Source organism: Pseudonocardia sp. MH-G8 (assembly GCF_002262885.1).
Lineage (GTDB): Bacteria > Actinomycetota > Actinomycetes > Mycobacteriales > Pseudonocardiaceae > Pseudonocardia.
The window spans coordinates 382,236-404,593 of the sequence record NZ_NKYF01000001.1 but is presented as its reverse complement, the minus strand read 5'-3'; the positions used below and the strand labels follow the sequence as shown (position 1 = coordinate 404,593).

Sequence of the window (22,358 nt, the reverse complement as noted above, 5' to 3'; positions counted from 1 at the left end):
CCTCTCCGGTCAGTGGCCGTGGCCGTCGTCGACGTGCCCGGCCTCCGGGGCCGGTGCCGTGGTGGCCGCGCCGGTGGGCACGGTGAACTCCGCCGTGCGCACGACCCCGTCGTGCTGGAAGTCCAGGAACAGGCGGTAGTCGCCGGCGCTGGGCACCTCGGCCACGAACTCGATCCCCGGCCCCGCGGGCGTGGCGCCGTCGCCGGGCGTGCCCTCGGGGTGGACGTGCAGGTAGGCGAGGTCGCCACCGCGCAGGCCGACGAGGTGCCCGTAGGCGCCCAGGTAGGGCTGCAGGTCGGTGACCGGGACGCCGTCGCGGCTCACCGTCAGGGTGAGTGGCGAGCCCTGCCCGGGGACGAGGTCGCCGGCCAGCTCGACGGTGTAGCCGTCGACCTGTGCGACGCGGCTCGGCGCGTGCGCCACCGGCTCGAACGTGCCGGGCACGGCGAGGTCGACGCCCAGCGTGGCCGGCGGGCCCCCGGTCGGGGCGAAGTCGGCGAACGCGCGGTAGCTGCCGCCCTCGGGGAGGGCGAGCGGGACGCTCCACGTGCCGTCGGGGGCCATCTCGGGGTGGATGTGCTGGAAGCCGGTGGTGTCGCGGCGCACGACGATCAGGTGCATGCGCTTGTCGTGCTCCACGTCGAAGGCGGTGACGGGGGTGCCGTCCGGCCCGGTGATCTGGAAGGTGAAGTCCTGGGTGGTCCCCGGGGTCAGCGTCGGGTCGGTGGGCGTGAGGGTGTAGCCGCCCCTGCTCGACGCCAGCCCGCCGGGCTGGTCGCTGGTGCCTACCGCGACGGTGCCGCTGTGGGATCCCCCGTGCCCGGCGCTCCCAGCGCCGGGGGTGTCGCCGCTCGCGGCGGCGGTGCGGGGACCGACAGCGGTGCCGGCGACGTAGCCCGCTGCAAGGAGCAGGGCGAGCGCCGCACCGTAGGCGGTGAGCTTCGCAGCAGTGTTCATGTCATGTCCTTCGGTTCAGCCTGCGAGCTGGTATCCGGCTTCCTCGACGGCGGTGCGGACGTCCGCGTCGTCGAGGCCGTTCCGGCTGGTGACGGTGACGGCGCCGCTGGGCAGGTCCACTGCCACGTCGGTGACGCCGTCGATCTCGCTGATCTCCTCGGTGACCGAGGCGACGCAGTGCTCGCAGGTCATGCCGGTGACGGTGTAGGTGCTCTGGCTCATGGGGCGTTCCTCTCGGTTGTCAGGAATCGTCAGGACTTGACGAGCCGCGCGATCGCGGCGCTCGCCTCGGCGATCTTCTCGTCGGCCAGCGCGCCACCCTCGGCCGCGGCGTGGCTCACGCAGTGCTTGAGGTGCTCGTCGAGCAGGCCCAGCGCCACGGCCTCGAGGGCCTTGGTGGCGGCGGAGACCTGGGTGAGCACGTCGATGCAGTACTGGTCCTCGTCGATCATCTTCGCGATGCCGCGGACCTGGCCCTCGATGCGGCGCATGCGCTTGAGATAGGCGTCCTTGTCGGCCGCGTAACCGTTCATGCTCCGCACCATATACCCAAGGGGGGTATGGGTACTACAGTCGCCCGTGTGAGTCAGGTTACGGGGTGGGGGTACCCCGTACAGTGCACCGGTCGCGACACGCGTCCGGCTCGGCGGGCCGGGCGGGTCGAGCTCCTCTACGGTGGCCCGACCCGAACCCGCACCCGTACCCGTGGCTGGGAGGTCGGATCCGTGGCGGAGTTCGTCCCACTGCTCGCCGTGCTGGCCGTGGCCGTCGGCCTGGTGCTGGTCGTCTGGGCGGTCGCCACGGCGCTCGCGGTCCGGCGCGCGATGCGCGCCGTCCCCGCGTTCTCCGGCGGGCTCCCGGCCCGCGAGCACGCCGTGTCGCGGTTCCACGTGCGCTGGTACCCGGTGTCGGTGGTCTTCCTGGCCTTCGACATGGAGATGCTCTTCATGTACCCGTGGACGTTGGTCGTCTCGCGGGTCGGCGTGGCGGCCGTCGTCGAGATGTTCCTGTTCCTCGCGATCCTGCTGGCCGGCGTGCTCTACGCCTGGCGCGAGGGAGCGCTGCGGTGGACCTGACGGCGGCGCTGTTGCGGATCGCCGCCCGGCGTCCTCACGTGCTCGTGGTGGCGGTGCCCGGCGCCGTTCCCGTGCGGCTCGCGCTCGAGGCCGCGCTCGCGCAGCGTGGCTGGCCCGCGGCTGCCGCCCCGGCCGACGCCGACGTGCTCGCCGTCGCAGGCGTGCCCGGGCCGCGGCTCGCCGCCGTCGCCGAGCGGATCTGGTCCCAGGTCCCGGCTCCGCGCGCCCGGATCGGGATCACCGGTCCGGCCGACGTCGGCGCCGCGCTGGACGCCGCGGCGCCCCGGCTGCGCGACGTCGGCCGGCAGCGCACGGCGCAGGCGGAGCGCCCCGACGATCCTGCCGACCCGCCGATGGCCGACCTGGGGGAGGACCGCGACGGGCTCACCCTGGACCGCTTGCACGTCCCGCTCGGACCGGTGCTGCCGGAATGGCCCGCCGGCCTCGTGGTGCGGGCGACCCTGCAGGGCGACGTGGTCCAGGAGGCCGAGGCCGAGGTCCTGGACCCGGGGCCGCCGTTCGCGTGGCCGAACGCCGTGGCGCGGGAGCTGGACGCGCTGGCCCGGTTCCTCGGCGTCGCGGGTTGGCCGGCCCCGGCCGCGCGGGCCCGTGCCCTGCGCGACCGCGCGCTCGTCGTGTCGGCGTCGGCGGAGGTCGACGCCCTGGTCCGGCGGGTGCGGCGCTCGCGCACGCTGTGGTGGTCGGTCCGGGGGCTGCCCACCGGCCCGACGGACGTGGCCGCGCTGCTGCAGGAGCGCCTCGGCGCGCTGGAGCGGGGGGAGGGGACCTCGACCGGACGGGCCGTCGAGGAGCTTCCCGACCTGCTGGTGGGTGCCGAGCTCGCCGCGGCCCGCCTGATCATCGCCGCGGCCGACCCGGACACCGAACGCGTCGCCGTCCCCGGGCCGGCCGATGGCTGAGCCGCTTCCCCTGTGGTGGGCGCTGCTGCTGCCCGTCCTCCTCGGGGCCGTGACGTGGGCGGCTCTCGTCGGTGATGCCGCGTTGGCGGCGCGCGCCGAGGGTCGCTCGGCCACCGGGTCGTTCGCCGTCCCCGGTCGCGAGGTCGCCCGCCTGCTCGTGGGGCAGCGGCGCCGCACGCTCGCCGCCGACCTGCTGCTGGCCCGGATCGGCGCCGCCACGCTCCCGGTGGCCGCCCTGCTGGCCGCGGCCGTGCTGCCGCTCGGGGAGCGCCCGGTGGCCGACATCGGTGTCGGCGTCGTCTGGTTCAACGCCATGGAGGTACTGGCGTGGGCCGCGGTGTGGATGGTCGGGTGGGGTGCCAACAGCGCGCTGGCCCTGGTGGGCGGCTACCGGTTCGTCGCGCAGGGGCTCGCCTACGAGCTGCCCCACATGTTCGCCATCATCACCGCCGCGCTCGGCGCGGAGAGCCTGCGGATCACCACGATCGTCGACGCGCAGCGCGACCTGTGGTTCGTCGTGATCATGCCTGTGGCGTTCGTGGCGTACCTGCTGTCGGCGGCGGCGATGGCGTTCTGGGGTCCGTTCGACGCCCCGGTGGCCCGTGACCTGGCCGGGGGCGCGGCGGCGGAGCTGTCGGGAGTGGACCGGCTGGTGTTCACCGGCGGACGGTGGCTGCTGCTCGTCGCCGCCGCGGCGATGGCAGTGCCGCTGTTCCTCGGCGGTGGTGCCGGGCCGCTGCTGCCGGCGTGGGTGTGGGTGGCCGTCAAGACCGCGGGGGTGCTGGCGGCCCTGGTGTGGCTGCGCCACCGGCTCCCGACGGTGCGGATGGACCGCTACACGGAGTTCGCCTGGGTCGTGCTGGTCCCGCTGACGGTCGCGCAGGCCCTGGTCGTGTCGCTGATCGTGCTGGGAGGTGCGTGACGTGCTCGGGACCGTCCTGTTCTGGGGGCTGGCCGCCGCCGCGCTGGTGTTCGGGTTCCTCGTGTTCCGCCTGGACTCGATGGCGCGGGTGACGTTCGCGCTGCTCGCGTCGTTCCTCGCGGTGGCCGGGCTCGTGCTGCTGCTCGGGCTGGGCTACCTCGGCGTGGTGATCGCGCTGATGATGGTCGTCGAGATGGTGGTGATGGCCGTCTTCATGATCATGTTCATGATGAACCCGGCCGGGCTCATGCCGATGTCGATGGTCCACAACAAGGCCGGGTCGGTGAGCATCGCCGTGGGCACCTTCGTCGTGCTGGCCGCCGGGGTCCTGCTCGTGGACTGGCCCGAGCGGCAGGGGCTGCCCCCGCCCGACCCGACGCTCGCACTCGGCGAGGCGCTGATGGGCGGCCAGATGCTGACGATGATGACGCTCGGGGTGGCCCTGTTCGCCACGATCGTCGCCACCGTCGTGCTGTCCACCGACCGCGGCCGCTACGACCGCTTCGGCGACGACCTGCGGCGCGGGCGGGCCGACGATCCGGCGGGCGGGGGTGTCGGCAGGTGACCCTGGAGCTGTTCCTGCTGCTCGCGGCCGGCCTGTTCGCGATCGGGCTGTACGGCGCGCTGTCCCAGCAGTCGATCGTGATGCTGATGATGGGGCTGGAACTGATGCTGAACGGCGTGATCGTCGCCGCGGCCGCGTTCTGGTACTTCGTGTCGCCCGGCACCGGCGGGCAGGTGCTCGTCGTCGTGATCATCACCGCGATGGCGGTGGAGATGGCGGTCGGGTTCGCGGTGGTCACCGCGCTCTACCGGGCCCGGCAGGTCGACATGACCGACGACGCCGCCGACCTGAAGGGCTGAGCGCAGCGTGCGGAGCGAACAGGCGGTGCTCGCGGCCGTGGTGGCGGCCCCGCTGCTGGCCGGCGCCCTGCTCGCCGTCGCGGGGCGGCGCGCGGACCGGGCCGCCCCTGCCGCCGGTGTGCTCGTCTCCGCGGTCGTGCTGGGGCTCGCGGTCCTGGCGGCGCTGCGGCGGCCGGCGTTCGACGCGCCGCTGCTGGCCGGGATCCGCGCCGGTCTGGCCGTCGACGGGCTGTCGGCGCTGATGGTCGTCACGGTCGCCTGCGCGACGCTCGCGGTGTTGGTCTTCGCCGCGGCCGACGCGGACCTGCGGACCGCGCGGTTCACCGGGCTCGTGCTGCTGTTCGCCGGGGCGATGCTGGTGACCGTCACCGCCACCACGCTGGTCGTGCTGCTCATGGCCTGGGAGGTCATGGGCGCCCTGAGCTGGGCGCTCATCGCGTACCACTGGCGCGAGCCCGCGTCCGTGCACGCGGCCCACACGGCGTTCCTCACCACCCGGACGGCCGACGCGGGCCTGTACGTCGCGGCCGGGGCGCTGCTGGCGGGCGGGGTGGGCTCGCTCGCCGTCACGGGGGTGCCGTCCGGTCCGTGGCTGCACGTCGCCGCGGCCGGGACGGTGGTCGCGGCGCTGGGGAAGTCGGCGCAGCTGCCGTTCAGCTTCTGGCTGGCACAGGCGATGCGGGGGCCGAGCCCGGTCTCGGCGCTGCTGCACTCCGCCACGATGGTGGCGGCCGGTGCGTACCTGCTGCTGCGCGCGGCCCCCCTGCTCGACGCCGCAGGGTGGGCGGGGCCGGCGGTGGCGTGGATCGGTGCGGCGACCGCGGTGCTGCTGGGGCTCGTCGCGGTCGCGCAGTCCGACCTCAAGCAGCTGCTGGCCGCCTCGACGTGTGCCCAGATCGGGGTCATGGTCCTCGCCGCGGGGGTCGGGAGCACCCTCGGTGGAGCGCTGCAGCTGATGGCGCACGCCGCGACCAAGAGCCTGCTGTTCCTCGCGGCGGGCGCGTGGCTCGCCGCGCTCGGCACGCAGCAGCTCCGCGACCTGCGTGGCGCAGCGCGCCGGTTCCCCCTGGTCGGCGTGACGTTCACGGTCGGCGCGGCGGCCCTCGCGGGCCTGCCCCCGCTCTCGCTCTGGCTGACGAAGGACGTGGTCCTGGCCGCGGCGCTCGACCGCGGCCCGGCCCTCTACGTCGCGGGTCTCGCGGCGTCGGTGATCGCGACGATCTACAGCACGAAGGCCGTGTGGTCGGTCTGGGCCCCCGCCCCCTCCGACGAACGGCACATTCGTCGGCTAGGTACCGACGAGAGTGCCGTTCGTTGGTATCGCGGGCTTCCGCTCGTCTCCCTCGCTGTGCTCGCCGCCGTCCTCGGCGTGCCGGTCGTCATCGCGGGGGCGGTGCCTGCCGCGCCGGAACTCGCGCTGTCCGGAGGGTTCGCCGTCGCAGCGGTCGTCGCCACGTGGTGGCTCGTGTCCCACCGGGAGCACGTGCACCAGGAGCGCGACTCGGGCACTCCCACACCCCGACTCGCGGGGACGGCGCCCCCCGACCCCGTGCGAGTCGTGGGGGCGGGGGGCGCCGACCCCACGCGAGTCGCGCTCTGGGTGCGCGGGTGTCGCGGGGCGTTGCGGTCCTGGCTCGGGCTGGAGCGGGCCGCGCACGTCGCCGTCGTGCGCCCGGTCCTGGCGCTGGCCCGCGCGCTCGCGGCGTTCGACGACCGGGTCCTCGACGCCGCCGTGACCGCGGCCGCACGGGGTACGCGCTCGGCCGCGCGGGCGCTGGAGCGGCGCGGCGAGCTCTCGGTCGACGGCGCCGTGCGGGCGGTCGCCGCCGGGTCGCGCGCGCTGGGCCGGCTCGCCCGGCGCCCGCAGACCGGCCAGGTCCACCAGTACTACGCCCAGGCTGCCGCCGCGCTCGCCGTGCTGGCGCTGCTCGTGATCGTCGTGAGGTGACCGGTGCTGTCGGTGATCGTGTTCCTGCCCGCCGCCGTCGCGGCCGTCCTGCTCGCGCTGCCCCGGGCCACCCCGCCGCGCGTGTTCGCGGCGGCGTGGATCGCGGTGTGCGCGGTCGACCTCCTGCTGGTCGTGGCCGCGTGGGTCGGGTTCGAGCCCGGCGGGTTCCGCTACGAGCAGCGCGTGGCGTGGATCCCGAGCGCCGGGATCAGTTACCACATCGGCGTCGACGGGCTGTCGCTGCCGCTGGTGGCGATGACCACCGTGCTGTTCGGGGCGTGCGCGGTGTTCGCGCTGCGGGAGACCCGCCGGGTGCGCGCGTACGTGGCGTTGTTCCTGGCGCTGCAGACCGTGAGCCTCGGGCTGTTCGTGGCGCTGGACCTGATCCTGTTCTTCCTGTTCTTCGACCTGTCGATCGTGTTCATGTACTTCCTCGTGGCCGGCTGGGGCCACGGCGAGCGGGCACGGGCCGCCGCGCTGACGTTCTTCCTCTACACGTTCCTCGGCTCGCTCGCGCTGCTGCTCGGGTTCATCCTGCTGGCACTGGCCGCGGAGCCGCACACGTTCGACATCGTCGAGCTCACCGCCGCCGACCCGCTCGCGGCCGGCGGCCCGTACGCCGCGCTCACCCTGCTCGCGATCGGCGTCGGGCTCGCGATCAAGACGCCCACGGTGCCCTTCCACACCTGGCTGCCGCCCGCGCACACCGAGGCCCCGGCCACCGGCTCGGCGATCCTGGCCGGGGTGCTGCTGAAGATGGGCACCTACGGCTTCGTGCGGATCGCGATGCCGATCCTTCCCGGCACGTGGCGGCAGTACGCGATGGTCGCGGTCGTAGTCGGTGTCGTGTCGGTCCTCTACGGCGCGCTGGTGGCGCTCGCGCAGACCGATCTCAAGCGCATGATCGCCTACACCTCGGTGAACCACATGGGCTACGTCCTGCTGGGCGTCGGCGCGGCGGGCCTGCTCACCGGCTCCGACGAGCAGGCCCGCCAGCTCGCCACGACCGGCGCGGTGACGCAGATGGTCAGCCACGGGCTGCTCACCGGCGCGCTGTTCCTGCTCACCGGCGTGCTGTACGACCGGGGCCGCACCTACGACATGGCCGCCTGGTCCGGGCTCGCCGGGCGCACTCCGGTGTTCGCCGGCATGTTCGCCGTGGCCTCGTTCGCCTCGCTCGGGCTGCCCGGGTTCTCCGGGTTCATCGCGGAGTTCCAGATCTTCACCGGCGCGCTGCCCGCGGCGCCGATCGCCACGGTGCTCGCCGTCACCGGCATCCTGATCACCGCCGCGCTGTTCCTGGTGGCGCTGCAGCGGCTGTTCCTCGGGCCGCTGCGCGTGCCGGACGCGCCCGGCACCCCACGCCCGGTCGTCGACCTGCACCCCAGCGAGGCCGTGGCGATCGCGGTGCTGCTCGTGCCGGTCACGCTGATCGGCGTGCTGCCCCGCTTCCTGCTCGACGTGATCGAGCCGGCCGCGCGGGCGCTGGGAGAGCTCGTCGCCCGATGACCATGAACGAGAACCCCGCGGCGCTGCTGCCGGAACTTTTCCTGCTGGGCGGGGCCGTGGTCGGGCTGCTGCTGGGCGCGTGGCTGCCCCGGCACCGGCAGTGGCTCGTGCGGTTGCTCGCCGCCGTCGCCGCGGGCGCCGGGCTCGTGGCCACCGCCGTGGCCGCGACCCGACCCGACCAGGTCGTCTTCGGCGCCAGCTACGCCGTCGACACCCCCACCCACGCCACCCGCTCGATCGTGCTCACCGCGGTGCTGGTGGCCCTGGCCCTGTCGGTGGACGGGACGCGGGCACACCGTCGCGAGACCGAGTTCGTGGTGCTGCTGCAGCTCGGGGCGTTGGGCACGGTGCTGCTCGGCGGTGCGAGCGACCTGCTGCTGCTGGTCGCGGCCTTCCTGCTGGCGAGCGTGCCGCTCTACGCGCTGGCGGGCTGGGACAAGAGGGCGTCGAGCGTCGAGGCCGCGATGAAGTACTTCCTGTCCGGGGCCCTCCTGGGCGTCACGATGCTCGCCGGCACGGCCCTCCTGCTCGGCGTGGGCCGCGACACCGCCTACCCCGCGTTGCGGGAGGGCCTGGCCGCCGCCCCGGCGCCGGTCGTCGCCGTCGGGCTGGTGGCGGTGCTGGCCGGCCTGCTGTTCAAGATCGGGGCCGTACCGGCGCACTTCTGGGTCGCGGACGTCACCGACGGCACCCCGCCGGGCGTGGCCGCGATCGTCACGACCATCCCGAAGATCGGCGGCGTGGTCGCCGTGTACCGGCTCCTGCTGGTCGCGATCCCGTCCGACGGGCCGGACTGGCCGCTGCTGGTCGCGGTGCTCGCCATCGCCTCCATGACGCTGGGCAACCTCGCGGCGTTCTTCCAGACCTCCGTGCAGCGGCTGCTGGCCTACTCGACGATCAGCCAGGTCGGGTACCTGCTGGTCGTGGTGGCCGTGGCGGGTCGCGCCGCGCAGGCCCAGCCGGCACTGCTGTTCTACCTCGCCGGCTACGCCGTCACGAACCTCGGCGCGTTCGCCGTGGTCGCCGCGCTGCCCGGCGCCCGCACCCTCGACGCCCACCGCGGGCTGGCGCGGCGGCGGCCCGCACTGGCCGTCGCGCTCGCGGTCTGCCTGCTGGGGTTGGTCGGCACCCCGCCGACCGCGGTGTTCCTCGGCAAGCTGGCGATCTTCACCGCGGCCGTCGACGGCGGTTTCGCCTGGCTGGCCGTGGTGGCGATCCTCAACACGGTGGCCAGCGTCTTCTACTACCTGCGCTGGATCGCGCCGGTCTTCCGGGACGGCGGCACGGTACGGGACGTGGCCGCGTGGCCGGCGGGGGTCGCGTACGCGTGTGCGACCGGCAGCGTCGTGCTGGGGGTGGTCGGCGGCGTCGTGCTCCCGCTGCTCGTGGGCGCTCCGCTGTCCTGAGCGCGGCGCGGATCCCGGCGGCCGCCGTCCGGGCCCTGCGGCGGTTGTGGCAACGTCCTGCTCCGGTTCCCGCCCCCGAACGTGAACAGGACCGCTGCATGACCTCAGCGCCGAGCCCTCCCGAGGCGTCCCCGGACGCCTTCGTCGTCGACGGCGTCTCGAAGATCTTCGTCGGCACGACGCGGGTGCAGGCGCTCGACGACGTCTCGCTGCACCTGCCGGCCGGGTCGTTCACCTGCATCGTCGGCCCGTCGGGGTGCGGGAAGTCGACGTTGCTGCGCATCCTCGGCGACCTGGAGACACCGACGGTCGGGCAGGTGCACAACCACCTGCCCGCCGGACGGGTGCCCCGTTCCGCGTTCGTGTTCCAGGAGCACGGCGTGTTCCCGTGGTTCACGGTCCTGCAGAACGTCGCCTTCGGCGAGCAGATGGCCTCGGTCGGGAAGCGGGAGCGCGAGGAGCACGCGCGGCACTGGATCGGCGAGGTCGGGCTCACCGGGTTCGAGTCCGCCTACCCCCACCAGCTCTCCGGCGGCATGCGGCAGCGGATCGCGATCGCCCGGGCGTTCGCCACGGGCTCGCCGTCGCTGCTGATGGACGAGCCGCTGGGTGCGCTGGACGCGCAGACCCGGATCCTCATGCAGGAGCAGCTCGTCACGCTGTGGGAGGCCGAGCGGAAGACCGTCGTGCTGGTCACCCACGCGATCGAGGAAGCGCTGCTGCTCGGCGACCGGGTCGTGGTCATGTCGGCGCGGCCGGGCCGGATCAAGGACGTCCTCGACGTCCCGTTCGGCAGGCCGCGCAACGTCGAGGTCGAGGCGGCGCCGGAGTTCGCGCGGATGCGCCAGGAGATCTGGGAGTCGCTGCGCGACGAGGTGCAGGCCTCGATGAGGTTCTCGTGAGCACGCCCGTGGACGCCGCCGTGGAGCGGGAGTACCGGCGGCACCGGCGGCTGCAGGTCCGCGACCTGGCGCTCGCCGTCCTCACGCCGGTGGTCCTGCTGCTGGCGTGGGAGGTCGCGGCCCTGACCGGCGCCCTGGACGACCGGCTGTTCACCCCGCCGTCGCAGATCCTCGCCCAGGCCGCGGAGATGCTCGTCGACGGGGAGCTGTGGGGGCACATCGGCGCCACGGTGGCCCGGCTGGTGGCCGGTCTCGTGCTGGGTGCCGTGGCCGGCATCGCGGTCGGCCTGGCGATGGGCGTCTGGCGCCCGGCCCGCGCGGCGCTGGGCCCGACGTTCACCGCGCTCTACGCCCTGCCGAAGATCGCGATCCTCCCGCTGCTCCTGCTGATCTTCGGTCTCACCGAGACGCCCAAGGTGCTGTCGGTGGCGATCTCGGTCTTCTTCGTGGTGCAGATCAACACGCTCGCCGGCATCCTGCAGATCGACGCCCGGGTCCTCGAGGCGGCGCGCGCCTACCGGGCCACCGGCTGGAAGCTGTTCCGCCACGTCCTGCTGCCCGGTGCGACCCCGTCGATCGTCACCGGCCTGCGGGTCGCCGCGGGGATGGCGGTGATCGTGGTGACCGCGGTGGAGTTCGTGGCCTCGAACGACGGCCTGGGCTACCTGATCTGGAACTCCTGGCAGTTGTTCCAGCCCGCGACCATGTTCGTCGGGCTGATCACGGTGTCGCTCATCGGGGCGCTGGTCACGGGGCTGGTCATCGTGCTGGAGCGGGTGCTGCTGCCATGGCGGCACGCGGGCGGCCCGCGGAGGCGGGGTTCGCGGACGAAGGGGAGTAAGCGATGAGGAGAGTCGCGACGTTGGCGGCGGTGCTGCTGACCGCGCTGGGCGTGGCCGCGTGCGGGGCAGGCGGGGGCGGAGGCGGGGCCGACGACGACCGGACGGTGGAGGTCGGCGTCGTGCAGCTGCCCATCTTCGCGCCGCTCTTCGTCGCCCAGGCGAAGGGCTACTTCGCCGAGGCGGGCCTCACCGTGAACGTGCAGAACGTGAAGTCGGGGCAGGACGCGATCCCGCTCGCGGCCAGCGGCAAGCTGGACGCGGTGCTCGCCGGGTTCTCCGCGGGGATGTTCAGCGCCATCGACTCGGGCCTGGACGTCAAGGTCGTCGGCTCCATGGGGGTGGCCGACGCCGACAAGGAGAAGCCCGCCTCCGCGCTGGTCGTGCGCAAGGCGCTCGTCGACGACGGGTCGATCAGCTCGGTGGCCGACCTGAAGGGTCGCAAGGTCGGTGCGCTGGGCGGCGCGGGTGCGACGTCGGCCTTCTTCGTCGGGCTCGCGCTGGAGGAGGCGGGCTTGACGATCAACGACGTCGAGTTCGTGCAGCTCAGCAGCCCCGACATCCCCACCGCCCTGCAGACCGGCGGGATCGACGCGGCGTTCGTCTCGGCGCCGTTCTGGAACCTCGCCGTGGACGACGGCACCGCGGTGAAGATGTGGTCCAGCCCGGAGGGCACCTCCGGCACCGGGACCCTCTACGGCGGGCAGTTCGTGGAGTCCCCGCTCGCACAGCCGTTCTTCGACGCGCTGGCCCGCGGCGCGCAGGACCTGCAGGGCGACGCCCGCTACTCGCAGGAGAACCTGACGATCATCGGCGAGGCCACCGACCAGACCCCCGAGCAGGTGGCGTCGGTGCCGCTGTACGCGTGGCTGCCCGACCTGGCCCCGCTGCCCGAGCAGCTGAGCACGATGGAGCGGATCTGGATGCAGGTCGGCGCCCTGGAGTACGAGAGTCCCATCCAGCCCGACCAGTACGTGGACACGAGGTTCGCCGACCAGGTGCCCCCGCAGGGCTGAGCTTGGGCCCAGGGGCTCGACGCAACGAACGGCACTCTCGTCGGCTAGGTAGCGACGAGAGTGCCGTTCGTTCACTTCTCCCGGAGCCTGCCCTCGGCCAGGTGCAGCCTGCGGTTGATCCCGATCTCCTTCAGGAACCGCTCGTCGTGGCTGACCACCACGAACGCGCCCTCGTAGGAGGCAAGTGCGCTCTCCAGCTGCCCGACGCTGACCAGGTCGAGGTTGTTCGTCGGCTCGTCGAGCAGCAGCAGCTGGGGGGCCGGCTCCGCGCACAGGACGCAGGCCAGGGTGGCGCGCAGCCGCTCGCCGCCGGACAGGGCGCCGATCGGGAGGTGCACCCGCGAGCCGCGGAACAGGAACCGGGCCAGCAGGTGCATCCGCTGCGCCTGGGGCAGCCCGGGCGCAGCGGCCGCGAGGCTCTCGGCCACCGTGGCGTCGAGGGGGAGCAGGTCCAGGCGCTGCGACAGGTAGGCGAACCGGGCGTCGGCCCGGCGGGTCGTGCCGCCCTCGGGGTCCAGGTCGCCCAGGAGCAGGCGCAGCAGGCTGGATTTGCCCGCACCGTTGGCTCCCGTCAGCGCGATCCGCTCGGGACCGCGGATCGTGAGGTCGAGTCCGTCGCCCGCGAAGAGCGCCCGCCCGTCGTGGCGCACCTGCATCCGCTCGCCGGTGAACAGCGTGCGCCCGGCCGGCACGCGGGTTCCGGACAGGTCCAGCGTGATCTTCTGCTCGTCGCGCAGGGCCCGCGAGGCCTCGTCGAGGCGGGCCTTCGCGTCGCCGACGCGGGAGGCGTGCGTGTCGTTCGCCTTGCCCGCCGACTCCTGCGCCCGGCGCTGCAGCCCACCGGCGACGATCCGCGGCAGCCCCGCGTTCTTGAGGTTGCGGGCGGCGGTGGAGGCGCGGCGGTCGGCGCGTTCGCGTGCCTGCTGCATCTCCCGCTTCTCCCGCTTGACCTCCTGCTCCGCGTTGCGGACGCTGCGCTCGGCGGCCTCCTGCGCCGCGCGCACGGCGGCCTCGTAGGCGGTGAAGTTCCCGCCGTAGGTGCGCAGCTCGCCCCGGTCGAGCTCGGCGATGCGGTCCATCCGGTCGAGCAGGGCCCGGTCGTGGCTCACCAGCAGAAGGCACCCGCTCCAGCTGCCGAGGACGTCGTACAGGCGGTGGCGGGCGCCGAGGTCGAGGTTGTTGGTCGGCTCGTCGAGCAGCAGCACGTCGGGCCGGCGCAGCAGCTGGGCGGCCAGGCCGAGGGAGACGACCTGGCCGCCGCTGAGGGTGTCGAGGCGCCGCGTGAGCGCCACGCCGCCGAGGCCGAGGCGGTCGAGCTCGGCGTGCGTGCGCTCCTCGACGTCCCAGTCGGTGCCGATGACCGCGAAGTGCTCCTCGCTCGCGTCGCCGGACTCGATCGCGGCCAGCGCCCGCAGCGCAGGCGCGACCCCCAGCACCTCGGCCACCGTGAGGTCACCGGCCAGCGGCAGGCTCTGCGGGAGGTAGCCGAGCACGCCCTCGACGGACACGGTCCCGCCGCGCGGCCGGAGCTCACCCGCGATCAGCTTGAGCAGGGTGGACTTGCCGGCGCCGTTGGGCGCGACGAGCCCGGTGCGGCCGCTGCCCACGGTGAAGGACAGGTCCTGGAACACCGGGGTGTCGTCGGGCCAGGAGAACGACAGGTTCGTGCAGACGATGGACGCATCGGGCATGGGAGGCCTCGCAGAGGACGCGAACGCGCGCACCGCGTTCGGTACGGGAAGGGACGACGCAACACACTCCGGGCTCACCCGGAGATGTCGTCGTCACCTGCCACTTCTGCCTCCTCGGCCGATCAACCGCCGTCCACTGTAGCAGCGCCGATCAGTGGAGCCGATCAGTGGAGCCGGTCAGTAGCACCGGATCTCGTACACCGCCGCGGACGGGTCGCCGTTCGTGGCGTGCACGACCAGCCGCAGCCGTGACGCCGTGACCGGCCCGGCGAGCTCGTGCACCCGGCGCTGGTGGCCGTTGCCGCGCACGGTGACCACGTCCTGCCACGCGCCGTCCACCAGCGCGCGAACCGTGTAGTCGCGCGCGGTCTGCGGGTCGGCCCACAGCGGCGGGGTGCGGTCGTACTCGCGCAGCAGGTGCCCGGCGAACGTCACGTGCACGGCCCCGATGCGCTGCGGGGCGTCCCAGGCCAGCTCCACCCACTGGCCGAACGGGTGGCCGGGGTCGGAGCGCCACAGGTTCGTGGCCGCGTGCGGGCGGGCGACGCCGCTCACCACGCTCTCCGCCGGGTACGCCCGCTGGGCGGGCTGCACGCGGTGGCTCATCGTCACGCCGTCGCCGAAGCGGCGCATCCGGCCCGGCGTCATCTCGAAGGCCGAGACGGCGCCGGGCAGGATCCGCCCGGCACGGACCCACTCGACGTCGGGCGCGGCGGCGAGGTCGAGCCGCAGGTACCGGTCGCCGGGGTCCGGATCGCCCAGCGCGCCGGCCTCGACCGCGACGTCCCACCCGATCCAGTGCTCGCCGGGCGGCACCTCCAGCGTGGTCTTGGCCAGGGCGACGCCCGTCTCCACCCGGTAGTCCCAGATGTGGTCGGCCCGCTGCAACTGCGCCGGGATCGCCACCGGCTCCGCGGTGTGGTTGCGCAGCAGGACGCTCACGGTGGCCAGGCCGGGCGCATCCGGGCCGGTCTCGACGGGGATCCACTGGCCGCGCAGCGCGGTGAGGAAGTCCGCGCCGGGGCGGACCTTCTCCTCCAGCCCGCCGTCCACCCACCGGTCACCGGGAGAGGCGCCGAGGTAGGGCGCGTGCGACGAGGCCGTGACGGTCGCGGTGCGGGCGAGGTCGTCGGAGTCGGCGCCTGTGACGTTCGGCAGGAAGCAGCCGTCCTTGAGCAACTGCTGCTGGACGTCGACGATCGCGGCGGCCGGCACGTCCTGCACGCCGATCCCGCGGGTGAGCGCGACCGCCGCCGCCGTGCCGGCGGCCTGGCCCATGATCGCGGTGGTCGACTGGACGCGCACCGACCCGAGGGCCACGTGCGTGGCCGAGACGTTGCGCCCGGCCATCAGCAGGTTCGTCACGTCCTTGGCGATGAGCGAGCGCAGCGGGATCCCGAACGGGCCGACGTATCCCGCGACGGCCGCCGTCGCGTGCGGGTCGTAGCCCTCCGCGGCCGTCGGCTCGCTGGAGCCGGCCAGCAGGCCGCCGACGGTGTGCAGGTCGATGTTCCAGCCGCCGTAGGCGATCTCGTCGGCGAACGGCTCGGTGCGGAACAGGTCCTGCTCGGTGAGCAGGTGCATCCCGATGATCCGGCGGCTCTCCCGCTTGCCCGGCACCTGCCCCAGCCAGTCCAGGGCCAGGTTGCGGGTGGCGTCGCGGGTGTGCGGGTCCTTGTTCTTCATCCAGTCCCACACGCCCAGCGTGTGCCGGGTGAGCTCGTGCCGCAGCACCTCGGCGTCGTCGATGGAGTTCCACGGCGCGCCGAGCTCGATCCACCAGAACCCCCCGCGCACGTCGTAGGGGCGGCGACCCTGCTCGTAGAAGAAGGCGGGGTCGGTGTACTCCACGGCCCAGTCCGGCAGCTCGAACTCCACCGGGTGCCCGACGTCCTTGGTCTTGAAGTGCAGCGAGTTGCCCATTGTGTGCTCGGACGCCACGAGCGGCGCGTGCGGCTCGTCGAACTCGGCGCGCGCCTCCTCGCCGACCCGGAACTCGCAGCCGGCGAGCGCGGCCACCACGCCGTCGCCCGTGCAGTCCAGGAAGACCCGCGCGCGCAGCTCGGTGTCCTTCTCCGCCGACACGGTCCAACCGGTGACGGAGGTGATCGCGCCGTCGGTCACCTCGACGTCGCGCACCGCGGTGTTGAGCAGCAGCGTGAGGTTCTCGGTGCGCTGGGCGACGTCGTAGAGCGCCAGGTCCCAGACGCTGTTGGCCCAGCCGTTCTCGAAGATCGGCTCGTGGTTGCGCAGGCGCTCGCCGGCCATCAGCTCGGCGAGCACGCCGCCCTCACGCGCGTAGGCGTGGTAGGTGGTGCTGCCGCGCGGCACGACCCGCACCTCCGACGAGCTGTTGCCGCCGAGGACGGGCCGGTCCTGCACCAGGCAGACCTGGTGGCCCATGCGCGCCGCCGCGACGGCCGCGGTGAAGCCGGCGAGGCCACCGCCGCACACCACGATGTCGTAGGTCTCGATCGCGTGCTTCATGCTCTCCTCTTTCAGCCCTTGAGGCCGGTGGTGGCGATGCCGTCGATGAGCCGGCGCTGGAAGAACATGAAGATCGCGAAGACCGGCAGCAGCGACAGCACCGACATCGCGAACAGCTGCCCGTAGGACGACTCACCCATGCTGTTCATGAACAGGCGCAGGCCCAGCGGCACCGTGTAGCCGTCGATGTCGCCGAGGTAGATCAGCGGGCCGAGGAAGTCCTCGTAGGTCCAGATGAACGTGAAGATCGCCGTGGTGGCCAGCGCCGGGCCCAGCAGCGGCAGGATCACGCGCGAGAAGATCCGCCAGTGCCCGCAGCCGTCGATCTCGGCCGCCTCGTCGAGCTCGCGGGGGATGCTGCGCAGGAACTGCACCAGCAGGAAGATGAAGAACGCATCCGTGGCGAGGAACTTCGGCACGATCAGCGGCAGGTAGGTGTCCACCCAGCCGAGTGCCGTGAAGATCGAGTACTGCGGGATGAGGGTGGCGTGCGCCGGCAGCATCACCGTGCCGAGCATCAGGGCGAACCACACCTTGCGGAGCGGGAAGTCCAGCCGGGCGAACGCGTACGCGGCGAGCGTGCAGGCCACCAGGTTGCCGATCACCGCACCCGCGGAGACCACGATCGAGTTGACCAGGAACCGGCCGAAGCCGGGCGGGTTGGCGCCCCACCCCTCGGCGTAGTTCGCGACGTTCCCCCCGGTGGGCAGGATCGACGGGGAGGAGAAGATCTCGTCCTCCGGCACGAGCGACCCGCGCAGCATCCACAGCAGCGGGTAGAGCATCGCCAGGCACACCAGCGCCAGGAAGGCGTGCAGCAGGACGCGGCGGAAATGCGGCACGGGGCTCACCGCCCCTCGTCCGCGTAGAAGACCCAGCGCCGTGCCGACAGGAACGTCAGGGCGGTGAAGGTCGCGATGATCGCGACGAGGATCCAGGCCAGCGCCGAGGCGTAGCCCATGTCGTACTCCGCGAAGGCGCGTTGGTAGAGGTAGAGCGTGTAGAACAGCGTCGACTCGACCGGCCCGCCCGAGCCGCCCGAGATGATGAACGACGGCGTGAAGGCCTGGAACGCCACGATCGTCTGCATCACGAGGTTGAAGAAGACGATCGGGGTGAGCAGGGGCAGCGTCACCGAGAAGAACCGGCGCAGCGGGCCGGCACCGTCGATCGACGCCGCTTCGGTCAGCTCCGCGGGGATGTTCCGCAGCCCGGCGAGGAAGATGATCATCGGTGAACCGAACTGCCAGACGGCGAGCGCCACGAGCGTCAGCAGCGAGTAGTCCGGATCCGCGATCCAGTTCGGGCCCTGGATGCCGACGAGCGCGAGCAACTGGTTCACCGCGCCCTCGCGGCCGAACAGCTGTCGCCACAGCAGGGCGACGCCCACGCTGCCGGCGAGCAGCGACGGCAGGTACATGGCCGAGCGGTAGAACGCCATGCCCCGCATCGCGCGGTTCATCAGCAGCGCGATCCCCAGCGCGAAGGCCAGCCGCAACGGCACCGACAGGAGCACGTAGCCGAACGTGACCTGCACCGACTGCACGAACTTCGGGTCGTCGGTGAGGATCGTGCGGTAGTTGTCGAGGCCGACCCAACGCGCGTTCGAGAACAGGTCGTACTCGGTGAACGACAGGTACGCCGAGATGAGCATCGGTCCGAGGACGAGGCCGACGAGCCCGACGAACCACGGCAGCAGGAACAGGTAGCCGGCGATCGCGGCGGCCCGCCTGCGGGGGTGGTGGCGCCGCGGTGTGCCCCGGCCCGGCCCCGCCGCCCGCGGAGCCCTCGTCAACGTCACGGTCACCCGAAGGACTCCGCGCGCTCGAAGAACTTCTCCACGGCCTCGGGGACGCTGGTGCTGCCGAAGGCGACGCCCTCGTTCAGCTCCTCGAGCAGGGTGCGCATCTCGGCGAAGCCGGTCGGCCACAGCCGGTTGAGCGGGGTGGACGTGGCGGCGACCTGGTCCATGTAGTCCATGGCCGCCTGGTCCGGGGCGTCCAGGGTGCCGCTCAGCTGGTCGCGCGCGGCCTGCGAGGGCGGCATCCCCAGCGCGACGCCGAGGTCGGTGATCGCCTGGGGATCGGTGGCCATGTGGTTGATCGCCGCCACGGCCTCGCCCGCGTCCGGGCTCGACGCCGAGATCGACCACAGGCTGGCGGCGTTCATCCACAGGCTCGGGTGCCGGCTGTCGTAGGGCGGCAGCGAGATCGACAGCTCGTCGTGGCGCAACCGGGAGTAGGACGTGTAGTCCTGCGTCCAGGTCAGGTCCATCGCCGCGCGGCCCGTCGCGAACGGGGAGGCGGCCAGCTCGCCCTGGCCCTCGGCCGTGACGTCGGCGGGCGGCGCGCCGCCGCTCGCGCGCAGGGCCTGCCAGTACTCGAGCCAGCGCGTCAGGTCCTCGCGCGTGGCGTTCAGCCGGCCGTCGTCGGCGTAGAACTGCCGGCCGCTGTCGCGGACGAACAGGATGAACGAGATCAGGTCGCCGCCCTCGTCGGAGGCGCCCCAGACGTCGGGACCGAGCGCGGCGTGCAGGGCGTTCGCCATCTGCGCGTACCGGTCCCAGCCGTACCCGCCGCTCGGAACGGCGGCCCCGGCCCGCTGCAGCATCGTGTCGTTCGTGACCAGGCCCATCGCGTTCGCGCCGGCGACCACGCCGAAGAGCTGGTCGCCCACGGCGCCGAACTGCCGCAGGCCCTCGTCGACGGAGTCGACCTGCAGGCCCTCGACCGTGTTGAGGTCCAGCAGGGTGCCGCGGCCCGCGTAGTCCGGGATCTGGCTGCCGGCCTGCATGATCAGGTCCGGGGCGTTGCCGCCTGCGGTCTGGGTGGCGAGCCGGTCCCAGTAGCCGTCGAACGCCTGCGACTCGCGCCGCACCTCCACACCGCCGGCGGCGGCGAAGCCGTCGAAGACCGTGTTGAGGGCCTGGTTCTCCGAGTCGCCACCCCACCAGGTGGCGCGGATCTGGCCGTCCTGCGCGCCGGCCCCGTCCCCGCGGTCGGCCACCGCGCACCCGCTGAGCGTCACGGCGACCGCGGCACCCAGCGCGCAGGCGGCGGTGAGGGTTCGACGCCTGCGCGGTGGTGGCGGTGGCTCGTTCCTGAGCTCGTTCATGGCAGGCCTCTCTCGGATCCGGCTCCGGCGGCGGTGGACGAGGACGTGCACGGGCGCACCGTGGTGGGGCGCGATGTGCGGGGTCCGCCCGCTGAGGCGCCAGAATGTAACGTCACACTCACGATGTCAACTGATCGGCTGTCCCAGCAGGTACAGGTGCTGTAACGTCACCTGTTGTGAGCGCAGGTTGAGTGGATCACGGAAGGATGCGGCCGTGAGACGGAGCAGCCTCAAAGACGTCGCGACCCGGGCCGGCGTCTCGGTGATGACCGTGTCCAAGGTGGTGAACAACCATCCGGGCGTGGCCCCGGAGACCAGAGCCAAGGTGGAGCTCGCCGTCCGCGAGCTCCAGTACCGGCCGAACATGGCGGCGCGCAACCTGCGCCGCGGCCGCTCCGGCCACATCGCTTTCGCCGTGCCCGACATCGCGATCCCGTACTTCGCCGAGCTCTCCCGCAAGATCGGGACGGCCGCCGCGGCGCACGGCCTGTCGGTGCTGATCGACCAGACGGGCGGCCAGCGGGCCCAGGAGCAGCTCGCGATCTCCGACGCCCGGGCCCAGCTCGTCGACGGGGTGATCCTCTTCCCGTCCGGGCTGCGTCCCGACGACCTCGCCGACCGGCGCGGCGGCGTGCCCGTGGTCCTGCTCGGCGGGCGTGCCGACCGGTCCACCGACCACGTCGTGATCGACAACGTCGGGGCGGGGCGGGATGCGACGGCCCACCTGCTCGGGCTGGGGCGGCGCCGGATCGCCGCGATCGGGCCGAACAAGGAGTACCCCGGCGGGCTGCCGCACACCCGCCTGGAGGGTTACCGGCTCGCGCTGCGCGATGCCGGGATCGAGCCGGACCCGGAGCTGGAGGTCGTCGCCCCCGCCTACCACCGGGCGAACGGCGCCGCCGCGATGGAGCAGCTGCTCACCGCGCACCCCGACATCGACGCGGTGTTCTGCTTCACCGACCTGCTCGCCGTCGGGGCGATGAAGGCCCTGCGCCGGCTCGGCCGCCGGGTGCCCGACGACGTCGCGGTGGTCGGCTTCGACGACATGCAGGAGGGGCACTTCCACACGCCCGCCCTCACCAGCGTGGCGCCGGACAAGGAACAGATCGCCGCCGGCGCCGTCGACCTGCTGGTGCAGCGCCTGGGCGTGGCACAGGACGCGTCCCCGCGCGCCGTGCAGGCCGCGTACCGGCTCGTGGTGCGCGGCAGCTCCGACCCGCACAGCTCCGACCGCTGACCGCAGACCCGAGAGTCACGACGACGGGTACCGAGGACCGACGGTCCAGGCGCGCAGCTTCGCGGGGTTGCGGACAGCCCAGATGCGGGTGATCTTCTCGCCGGCGACCTCGAACGCCAGCACCGCCACGACGACGCCGTCGTACAGGACCGCCAGCCCCGGCTGGCCGTTCACCGAGCGCTCCAGCAGCGCCGCGCGCTCGTCCGCCTGCGCGGCGAGATCGACCCAGTAGCGCGCCACCTGCTCGGCACCCTCGACCGGGCGGGCCGCCGCGGTGGCGCGGCCGCCGCCGTCGCCGATCGCCGTGGCGTCGGGGGCGAGCAGGTCGACGAGGGCGCCGATGTCCTTGCTCTGCCAGGCCGCCTTGAACTCGCGGACGACGGCGGCGCGGCGCGCGGGCGGAGTCGCGGGCGCCCGTTCCGCCCGGACGCGGCGGCGGGCCGACGAGGCCAGCTGGCGGCACGCCGCCGGGGACCGGCCGACGATCTCGGCCACCTCGGCGAACGGGTAGCGGAACACGTCGTGCAGGACGAACGCGACACGCTCGGCCGGGGTCATGGCGTCGAGCACGACGAGGAAGGCCATGGTGACCGACTCGTCGAGGGTGACCTCCTCGGCCGGGTCGGCGGTGCCGGATCGTCGGTCGGCCCACTCGGCGCGGTCGGGCAGCGGCTCCGGGACCCATTCGCCGACGTAGCTCTCCCGCCGGACCCTGGCCGAGCCGAGCAGGTCGAGGCAGACGCGGCCGGCGACGGTGGTCAGCCAGGCGCCGGGCGAGGCGATCTCCGCCTGCTGCTGCGCAGACATGGCGTACCAGCGCGCGTAGGTCTCCTGGACGACGTCCTCGGCGTCGGACAGCGTACCGAGCAGCCGGTACGCGAGGTTGGTGAGCTGCCGCCGTTCGCTCGTGATCGCTCGCAGCCCTTGCTCGGATCCCGCGCTCACCTGGCGACTCCCTCTTCTCGCGGCTGGTCCCACCTGTTCGACGAGACAGCGCACCGAACTGTGAGCCCGCCACCTCACATCCCGACGGCGTGCCTCGTCGTACCCCTGAGACCGACCATCCGACACCGGAGGAGTTCATGAACACCGCGCTGTGGATCGTGGCGGGCCTGCTGGCCGCGTTCTCCCTGGCCGGCGGTGCCGGTTTCCTGGTCCGGCCCAAGGAGGAGCTCGCCGCCGGCGGCTTCGGCTGGGTCGAGGACTTCGGCGCCGGCACCGTCAAGGCCATCGGCGCCCTCAAGATCCTGGCCGCGCTGGGCCTGGTCCTGCCGGCCGTGCTCGGCATCGCCCCGGTTCTCGTGCCGCTGGCCGCGGCCGGGTGGGTGGTGCTGATGATCGGCGCGGTGATCACGCACCTCCGCCGGCAGGAGGCCCGGGCGATCGCGGTGAACGTGGTCCTGCTCGCCGTGGCCGCCTTCGTGGCATGGGGCCGCTTCGGCCCGCACCCCTTCACCAGCTGACTCGCGG

The 22,358-nt window shown here is 73.2% G+C and carries 22 protein-coding genes; 13 read left to right on the top strand and 9 right to left on the bottom strand.

The window, feature by feature from the left end:
• Nucleotides 1–9 precede the first annotated feature (9 nt).
• From CFP66_RS01840 to CFP66_RS01830, 3 genes are read right to left on the bottom strand one after another with little or no spacing between them, the layout of a single operon-like run.
• Nucleotides 10–957: a hypothetical protein gene (locus CFP66_RS01840; protein WP_094919989.1), complete on the bottom strand. Its 948-nt coding sequence runs from the start codon at nucleotides 955–957 to the stop codon at nucleotides 10–12.
• A 15-nt stretch (nucleotides 958–972) separates the two neighbouring features.
• Nucleotides 973–1,179: a heavy-metal-associated domain-containing protein gene (locus CFP66_RS01835; protein ID WP_094919988.1), complete on the bottom strand. Its 207-nt coding sequence runs from the start codon at nucleotides 1,177–1,179 to the stop codon at nucleotides 973–975.
• 29 nt (nucleotides 1,180–1,208) lie between these two features.
• Nucleotides 1,209–1,490: a metal-sensitive transcriptional regulator gene (locus CFP66_RS01830; protein ID WP_094919987.1), complete on the bottom strand. Its 282-nt coding sequence runs from the start codon at nucleotides 1,488–1,490 to the stop codon at nucleotides 1,209–1,211.
• Between the two features lie 192 nt (nucleotides 1,491–1,682).
• Between CFP66_RS01830 and CFP66_RS01825 the strand changes: the two genes are divergently transcribed.
• The 11 genes from CFP66_RS01825 to CFP66_RS01775 all read left to right on the top strand — a co-directional run bounded on the left by CFP66_RS01825 (nucleotide 1,683) and on the right by CFP66_RS01775 (nucleotide 12,359).
• Nucleotides 1,683–2,033 (top strand): NADH-quinone oxidoreductase subunit A, encoded by a 351-nt coding sequence (locus tag CFP66_RS01825; protein WP_198961201.1) that lies wholly within the window; start codon nucleotides 1,683–1,685, stop codon nucleotides 2,031–2,033.
• Nucleotides 2,024–2,953 (top strand): hypothetical protein, encoded by a 930-nt coding sequence (locus tag CFP66_RS01820; protein ID WP_198961200.1) that lies wholly within the window; start codon nucleotides 2,024–2,026, stop codon nucleotides 2,951–2,953. The genes CFP66_RS01825 and CFP66_RS01820 overlap by 10 nt, the downstream gene beginning before the upstream one ends.
• Nucleotides 2,946–3,875, top strand: a complete 930-nt coding sequence (locus CFP66_RS01815; protein WP_094919985.1) for a complex I subunit 1 family protein — start codon at nucleotides 2,946–2,948, stop codon at nucleotides 3,873–3,875. Before CFP66_RS01820 ends, CFP66_RS01815 begins: the two co-directional genes overlap by 8 nt.
• A gap of 1 nt (nucleotide 3,876) precedes the next feature.
• Nucleotides 3,877–4,440 (top strand): NADH-quinone oxidoreductase subunit J, encoded by a 564-nt coding sequence (locus CFP66_RS01810; RefSeq protein WP_094919984.1) that lies wholly within the window; start codon nucleotides 3,877–3,879, stop codon nucleotides 4,438–4,440.
• Complete coding sequence (gene nuoK / locus CFP66_RS01805) at nucleotides 4,437–4,739, top strand: NADH-quinone oxidoreductase subunit NuoK (protein WP_094919983.1); 303 nt, start codon at nucleotides 4,437–4,439, stop codon at nucleotides 4,737–4,739. The genes CFP66_RS01810 and nuoK overlap by 4 nt, the downstream gene beginning before the upstream one ends.
• Before the next feature lie 7 nt (nucleotides 4,740–4,746).
• On the top strand, nucleotides 4,747–6,687 hold the full coding sequence (locus CFP66_RS01800) for an NADH-quinone oxidoreductase subunit L (protein WP_233159074.1): 1,941 nt from the start codon (nucleotides 4,747–4,749) through the stop codon (nucleotides 6,685–6,687).
• A gap of 3 nt (nucleotides 6,688–6,690) precedes the next feature.
• Complete coding sequence (locus CFP66_RS01795; protein WP_094919982.1) at nucleotides 6,691–8,196, top strand: NuoM family protein; 1,506 nt, start codon at nucleotides 6,691–6,693, stop codon at nucleotides 8,194–8,196.
• Entirely contained in the window at nucleotides 8,193–9,602 is a 1,410-nt protein-coding gene (locus CFP66_RS01790; protein WP_369804944.1) for an NADH-quinone oxidoreductase subunit N, read from the top strand. Before CFP66_RS01795 ends, CFP66_RS01790 begins: the two co-directional genes overlap by 4 nt.
• A 98-nt stretch (nucleotides 9,603–9,700) precedes the next feature.
• Complete coding sequence (locus CFP66_RS01785; protein WP_094919980.1) at nucleotides 9,701–10,504, top strand: ABC transporter ATP-binding protein; 804 nt, start codon at nucleotides 9,701–9,703, stop codon at nucleotides 10,502–10,504.
• Nucleotides 10,501–11,352, top strand: coding sequence for an ABC transporter permease (locus CFP66_RS01780; protein WP_094919979.1), 852 nt, complete (start codon nucleotides 10,501–10,503; stop codon nucleotides 11,350–11,352). The genes CFP66_RS01785 and CFP66_RS01780 overlap by 4 nt, the downstream gene beginning before the upstream one ends.
• Entirely contained in the window at nucleotides 11,349–12,359 is a 1,011-nt protein-coding gene (locus tag CFP66_RS01775) for an ABC transporter substrate-binding protein (RefSeq protein ID WP_094919978.1), read from the top strand. Before CFP66_RS01780 ends, CFP66_RS01775 begins: the two co-directional genes overlap by 4 nt.
• 71 nt (nucleotides 12,360–12,430) lie before the next feature.
• Here CFP66_RS01775 and abc-f read toward each other — a convergent pair whose 3' ends face one another.
• From abc-f to CFP66_RS01750, 5 genes are all read right to left on the bottom strand, one after another.
• Nucleotides 12,431–14,050, bottom strand: coding sequence for a ribosomal protection-like ABC-F family protein (gene abc-f / locus CFP66_RS01770; protein WP_094919977.1), 1,620 nt, complete (start codon nucleotides 14,048–14,050; stop codon nucleotides 12,431–12,433).
• Nucleotides 14,051–14,227: 177 nt separating this feature from the next.
• Nucleotides 14,228–16,537 carry an FAD-dependent oxidoreductase gene (locus CFP66_RS01765; RefSeq protein ID WP_094919976.1) on the bottom strand — a complete coding sequence of 770 codons (2,310 nt, stop codon included), beginning with the start codon at nucleotides 16,535–16,537 and terminating at the stop codon, nucleotides 14,228–14,230.
• 11 nt (nucleotides 16,538–16,548) lie between these two features.
• Nucleotides 16,549–17,388 carry a carbohydrate ABC transporter permease gene (locus CFP66_RS01760; RefSeq protein WP_233159073.1) on the bottom strand — a complete coding sequence of 280 codons (840 nt, stop codon included), beginning with the start codon at nucleotides 17,386–17,388 and terminating at the stop codon, nucleotides 16,549–16,551.
• Entirely contained in the window at nucleotides 17,385–18,344 is a 960-nt protein-coding gene (locus CFP66_RS01755; protein WP_233159072.1) for a carbohydrate ABC transporter permease, read from the bottom strand. The genes CFP66_RS01760 and CFP66_RS01755 overlap by 4 nt, the downstream gene beginning before the upstream one ends.
• Nucleotides 18,341–19,651, bottom strand: a complete 1,311-nt coding sequence (locus tag CFP66_RS01750; RefSeq protein WP_094919975.1) for an ABC transporter substrate-binding protein — start codon at nucleotides 19,649–19,651, stop codon at nucleotides 18,341–18,343. Before CFP66_RS01750 ends, CFP66_RS01755 begins: the two co-directional genes overlap by 4 nt.
• A 214-nt stretch (nucleotides 19,652–19,865) precedes the next feature.
• Between CFP66_RS01750 and CFP66_RS01745 the strand changes: the two genes are divergently transcribed.
• Nucleotides 19,866–20,888: a LacI family DNA-binding transcriptional regulator gene (locus CFP66_RS01745; RefSeq protein ID WP_233159071.1), complete on the top strand. Its 1,023-nt coding sequence runs from the start codon at nucleotides 19,866–19,868 to the stop codon at nucleotides 20,886–20,888.
• 15 nt (nucleotides 20,889–20,903) lie between these two features.
• Here the strand turns inward: CFP66_RS01745 and sigJ are convergent, their stop codons facing one another.
• Nucleotides 20,904–21,833, bottom strand: coding sequence for an RNA polymerase sigma factor SigJ (sigJ, locus tag CFP66_RS01740; RefSeq protein WP_094919973.1), 930 nt, complete (start codon nucleotides 21,831–21,833; stop codon nucleotides 20,904–20,906).
• A 137-nt stretch (nucleotides 21,834–21,970) separates the two neighbouring features.
• Here sigJ and CFP66_RS01735 point away from each other — a divergent pair, with 137 nt between their 5' ends.
• Nucleotides 21,971–22,351 (top strand): DoxX family protein, encoded by a 381-nt coding sequence (locus tag CFP66_RS01735; RefSeq protein WP_094919972.1) that lies wholly within the window; start codon nucleotides 21,971–21,973, stop codon nucleotides 22,349–22,351.
• Nucleotides 22,352–22,358 lie beyond the last annotated feature (7 nt).

Bases quoted from the DNA above. Each gene is read 5' to 3' on its own strand.
- CFP66_RS01830 (WP_094919987.1), bottom strand. From the start codon at position 1,490: ATGAACGGTTACGCGGCCGACAAGGACGCCTATCTCAAGCGCATGCGC.
- CFP66_RS01790 (WP_369804944.1), top strand. From the start codon at position 8,193: ATGACCATGAACGAGAACCCCGCGGCGCTGCTGCCGGAACTTTTCCTG.
- CFP66_RS01750 (WP_094919975.1), bottom strand. From the start codon at position 19,651: ATGAACGAGCTCAGGAACGAGCCACCGCCACCACCGCGCAGGCGTCGA.
- CFP66_RS01765 (WP_094919976.1), bottom strand. From the start codon at position 16,537: ATGAAGCACGCGATCGAGACCTACGACATCGTGGTGTGCGGCGGTGGC.
- CFP66_RS01840 (WP_094919989.1), bottom strand. From the start codon at position 957: ATGAACACTGCTGCGAAGCTCACCGCCTACGGTGCGGCGCTCGCCCTG.
- CFP66_RS01815 (WP_094919985.1), top strand. From the start codon at position 2,946: ATGGCTGAGCCGCTTCCCCTGTGGTGGGCGCTGCTGCTGCCCGTCCTC.
- CFP66_RS01835 (WP_094919988.1), bottom strand. From the start codon at position 1,179: ATGAGCCAGAGCACCTACACCGTCACCGGCATGACCTGCGAGCACTGC.
- CFP66_RS01735 (WP_094919972.1), top strand. From the start codon at position 21,971: ATGAACACCGCGCTGTGGATCGTGGCGGGCCTGCTGGCCGCGTTCTCC.
- CFP66_RS01775 (WP_094919978.1), top strand. From the start codon at position 11,349: ATGAGGAGAGTCGCGACGTTGGCGGCGGTGCTGCTGACCGCGCTGGGC.
- CFP66_RS01785 (WP_094919980.1), top strand. From the start codon at position 9,701: ATGACCTCAGCGCCGAGCCCTCCCGAGGCGTCCCCGGACGCCTTCGTC.
- abc-f (WP_094919977.1), bottom strand. From the start codon at position 14,050: ATGCCCGATGCGTCCATCGTCTGCACGAACCTGTCGTTCTCCTGGCCC.